1 protein-coding gene and 2 pseudogenes are annotated in these 4,624 nt (G+C 73.3%); 1 reads left to right on the forward strand and 2 read right to left on the reverse strand.

From position 1 onward, the window contains the following. Nucleotides 1-283 (reverse strand): annotated as a pseudogene (locus ABEB16_RS17465) (4Fe-4S dicluster domain-containing protein); the annotation flags it as partial. A 231-nt stretch (nt 284-514) separates the two neighbouring features. Next, nucleotides 515-3,760 (reverse strand): annotated as a pseudogene (gene fdh / locus ABEB16_RS17470) (formate dehydrogenase); the annotation flags it as partial. Nucleotides 3,761-3,922: 162 nt separating this feature from the next. On the opposite strand from fdh, the gene ABEB16_RS17475 reads away from it, so the two are divergent. After that, the coding region (locus ABEB16_RS17475; protein ID WP_345713497.1) for a permease at nt 3,923-4,624 on the forward strand (702 nt) is incomplete at its 3' end.

Genomic DNA, 4,624 nt, shown 5'->3' on the forward strand with positions numbered 1-4,624 from the left:
CGGCGAACGGGGGGGTCTGGTTCCCCAGCGGACGGGACTGCTCCACGAAGTGCACCGCGCGCCAGGAGTCCGCGCCCAGGCCGCCGGTGTTGTCGTAGGACATCCCGAGCAGGTCGATGCCGTCCTCGGGGACGAGGTTCCACTCCTTGCACGCCACCTCGCAGGCCTTGCAGCCGATGCAGACGGAGGTGTCGGTGAAGAACCCCTTGCGGCGGGGGTGGTCGTCGTAGCCGGCGTCGGCGGCCGGGTCCAGCGGCCCGAAGAGGCTGTTCGCGGACACCATCTAGCTCTCCCGCCCCTCGTCCGTACCTGTGGCGCTCCCGCCGTCCGCACCACCGCCGTCCATCCCGCGCGGGCCGGCGAAGCCCTCCGGCCGCCCGCCGCGCAGGTCCCCGTCGAACACCACCGACGTGAACCGGTCGACCTCCTCGGGCGTGGCGTGGGTGCCCACCGCGGTGGTCCCCGACAGCGCCTGCTCGGCGCGGCTGCGCCCCTGCGGGTCCAGCAGCTCCCCGGTGACCGCCACGGTGCCGGTGGCCATCGTGACCCCGCCGCGGCGGCGGTACTCGTCGACCAGCTCCAGCGCCGCCGGACCCCGCGGGCGCCTGCCCGGGCGCAGGTCGCAGGTGCCGGCCTTGAACTCCTGGATGTGCACGTTCGGGTCGAGCGTCAGGTGCGAGAGGTCGTTGACGACGTCGCCGGTGGTGAGGCCGCCGGATCCCCAGTGGTAGGGCAGCCAGACCTGGTGCACGACCCGGTCGCCGATCCGCAGCGGCGCGAGCCGGTCGGTCACCATCACGCGGGCCTCCACGACGGCGCGGGCCGTGACGACGTGCGCCCAGCCCATGTGCTCCAGGCCGCGCTCGGCGGCCAGCTCCGGGGACACCTCCGCGAACAGCGCCGGCTGCAGCTCCGCCAGGTAGGGCAGGTAGCGGCTCATGCCGCCGGCGGTGTGGTGCTCCGTCATGCGCGAGGTGAACCACACGTAGGGGAACACCTCGCTGCCCGGCTCCGGCGGGCTGGGGTGCACCTCGTTGAGCGGGTGGGTGTAGATCTCCCGCGCCGGGTTCTGCTGCTGGCCGTAGACGGCGTTGCGGAACGGCGACTCCCCCGGTTCGTAGTGCGCCGGCAGCGGGCCGTCCACGACGCCCTTGGGGGCGTACAGCCAGCCCTTGCCGTCGGCCTGCATGATGAACGGGTCGTCGCCCGCGATCGCGTCGGGGCCGGTGGCGCCGGGCTCGGGCCGGAACGAGGGCGGTTTGGTGACCTGGAAGTCGGGCACGTCGTCGCCGACCCAGCGGCCCTGCTCCTCGTCCCACCAGACGAGCTTCTTGCGCTCGCTCCACGGCTTGCCGTCGGGGTCGGCGGAGGCGCGGTTGTAGAGGACGCGGCGGTTCATCGGCCACGCCCAGCCCCACTCGGGGGCGTGCAGGCCCTGCTCGCGGCCGGGCTTGCGCCGGTTGGCCTGGTTGACCTCGTCGGCGTAGACGCCGGAGTAGATCCAGCAGCCGCCGCTGGTGCTGCCGTCGGCCTTCATCTCGGTGAACCCGGACAGCGCCCGGCCGGTGGTGAGGTCCACCCCGTTGACCTCCCGCAGCACCGCCTCGGCGTCGGGGTCGCCGTGCGGGCCGAGCAGCGGGTAGTCCCACGTGACGTCGAGCAGCGGGCGGTCGCGCGGGTCGGTGGAGCCGGCCAGCCGCTCCCGCACCATCCGGCCCAGGTGGTAGAAGAACCACAGCTCCGAGCGGCAGTCGTCCTTGGGGTCCACCGCCTTCTCCCGCCACTGCAGCAGGCGCTGGGTCTGGGTGAAGGAGCCCTCCTTCTCCGTGTGCGCGGCGGCGGGCAGGAAGAAGACCTCAGTGCGGCACTCCTGCGTGACGATCTCGCCGGTCTCGATCTCCGGCGCGTCCTTCCAGAACGTCGCGCTCTCGATCATCACGAGGTCGCGGACGACGACCCAGTCGAGGTTGGCCATGCCCAGGCGCTGGGCGCGGCCGTTGGCCGAGCCGACGGCGGGGTTCTGCCCGAGCAGGAAGTACCCGAAGATCTTCCCGCCCTCGATCATGTCCATGACCTGCCCGTACGTGCCGTGGTCGGCGTCGATCCTGGGCAGGAAGTCGAAGCACCAGTCGTTCTCCGCGGTGGCGGCGTCGCCGAAGTACGCCTTGAGCAGGCTCACGACGTAGGCGTCGGCGTTGCCCCAGAACCCCTTCTGGTCCTCGCCCTTGATCTCCCCGATGTAGGTGGCGAGATCGGGGTGCTGCTCGGCGTGCGGCATCGGCAGGTAGCCGGGCAGCAGGTTGTACAGCGTCGGGATGTCCGTGGAGCCCTGGATGCTGGCGTGCCCGCGCAGCGCGAGGATCCCGCCGCCGGGGCGGCCCATGTTGCCCAGCAGCAGCTGCAGGATCGCGCCGGTGCGGATGTACTGCACGCCCGTGCCGCGCTGGGTCCAGCCCACGCTGTAGACCAGGGCGGTCGTGCGGTCGCGGGTGGAGTTGGAGATCCACGCCTCGGCGAGCTCGTCGAACAGCGCCGGCGGCACGCCGCAGACCTCCTGCACCATCTCCGGGGTGTACCGGGCGAAGTGCCGCTTGAGGACCTGGAACACGCAGCGGGGGTGCTGCAGCGTCTCGTCGCGCCGGATCCGCTGGTGCTCCAGCGGCGCGCCGGCCGAGCCGAGCTGGTGGCCCTGCTCGGCGTCCGTGGAGCGCGCCGTCTCGTCGCCGGCGTCACCGCCGGCCTCGTGGCCCTCGTACTGCCAGGACGTCGTGTCGTAGGAGCGCTTCTCCGCGTCGAAGCCGGAGAACAGCCCGTCGAGGTCCTCGGTGTCGCGGTAGTCCTCGCTGACGATCCACGAGGCGTTGGTGTAGGCGCGCACGTACTCGTCGAAGTACCGCTCCTGCGTCAGCACCCGGTTGATGACCGCGCCGAGCAGCACGATGTCCGTGCCCGTGCGGATCGGCACGTACGTGTCCGCCAGGGCGCTGGTGCGGGTGAACCGGGGGTCGATGTGGAAGACCTTGGCGCCGCGCGCCTTGGCCTCCATGACCCACTGGAACCCCACCGGGTGGCACTCCGCCATGTTGGAGCCCTGGATGACGATGCAGTCCGCGTTCTGCAGGTCCTGCAGGTCACCCGTGGCGCCGCCGCGGCCGAACGAGGCTCCCAGACCGGGAACCGTGGCGGAGTGTCATATGCGGGCCTGGTTCTCCACCTGGATGGCGCCCATCGCGGTGAAGAGCTTCTTGATGAGGTAGTTCTCCTCGTTGTCCAGGGTCGCGCCGCCGAGGCTGGCGATGCCCATCGTGCGGCGCAGGTACTGCCCGTTCTCGTCCTTGTCCTGCCAGCCGCGCCGGCGGGCGTCGAGCACCCGGTCGACGATCATCCCCATGGCGGTGTCGAGGTCGAGGTCCTCCCAGTCCGTGCCGTACGGGCGGCGGTAGCGGACCTTCGTGACGCGGCCGGGGCCGTTGACGAGCTGCTCGGAGGCCGAGCCCTTGGGGCACAGGCGCCCGCGGGAGTGCGGGGAGTCGGGGTCGCCCTCGATCTGCACGACGCGCTCGTCCTTGACGAAGACGCGCTGGCCGCAGCCGACGGCGCAGTAGGGGCAGACGGACCGGGCGACCCGGTCGGCGGTGACCGTGCGCGGGGTCAGGGACTTCGAGCGGGGCGACTGCGTCGCCGCGCCGCGCGCGAGCGGGTCGGATCCGGTGAGCTGCCGGTACACCGGCCAGCCCTCGATCCAGGTGCGCACGCCCATGGGTCCTCCTGCTCCTCGGCGCCCGGGTGGTTGCCGCAGCGCCGAGTGTGCACCGCGCCCGGGCCGCGCGCAGCCCGGAACGCGCCGCGACACCGGACCGGTTAGCGTTCCGCCGCCGCGCGGGTCGAGGAACCGGCCCGCGCGCCGGACCGAGGAGCGCCGTTGAGCACCGCGACCCGTGCCACCGCCGACCGCCGCGGCGCTGCCGCCGGTGTCGTCTGCTTCGCCGTCGCGACCGCGGCGCTGCTGCTGTGGGCCAAGTGGTGGCCCTACGCGCTGCGGACCTCCGAGCTGGCTGCCGGCCGGGCGTGGTCGGGGTCCTCCCTGCTGGCCGCCGCCGGGGTGGAGCCGGGGTCGGCGCCGAGCCTGCGCGCGGGCTGGTCCTTCCTCGTGGCCTACGCCCTGGCGGTGTGGAAGGCCGTGGTGGCCGGGCTGGTGATCTCCGCGGCGGTGCAGACCCTGCTGCCGCGGCGCCGGCTGCTGGCGGTGCTGTCGCGGCGGCGGGACACCTCCAGCGCGCTCGTCGGCGGCCTGCTGGCCACCCCGTCGATGATGTGCACCTGCTGCACCGCGCCGGTGGCCTCCGCGCTGCGGCGCAGCGGGGTGCCGACGGCGGGCGTGGTGGCCTACTGGCTGGGCAACCCGCTGCTCAACCCGGCCGTGCTGGTGTTCCTCGCCCTCGTCGCGCCCTGGCAGTGGGTGGTGGTGCGCGCCGGCGTGGGGCTGCTGCTGGTCGTGGGCGGCGCGGTCCTGGTGGCCCGGCTCACCACCTCGCGGCTGCCCCCGGAGGCCGCCGCCGCGGTGCCCGCCGCGGCGGCGGGCGCGGATCCCGCGGCGGGAGCGCTCGCGGCGGACGAGCGCCCC

Source organism: Kineococcus glutinatus, from assembly GCF_039542765.1.
In the GTDB taxonomy this organism is placed as follows: Bacteria; Actinomycetota; Actinomycetes; order Actinomycetales; family Kineococcaceae; genus Kineococcus_A; species Kineococcus_A glutinatus.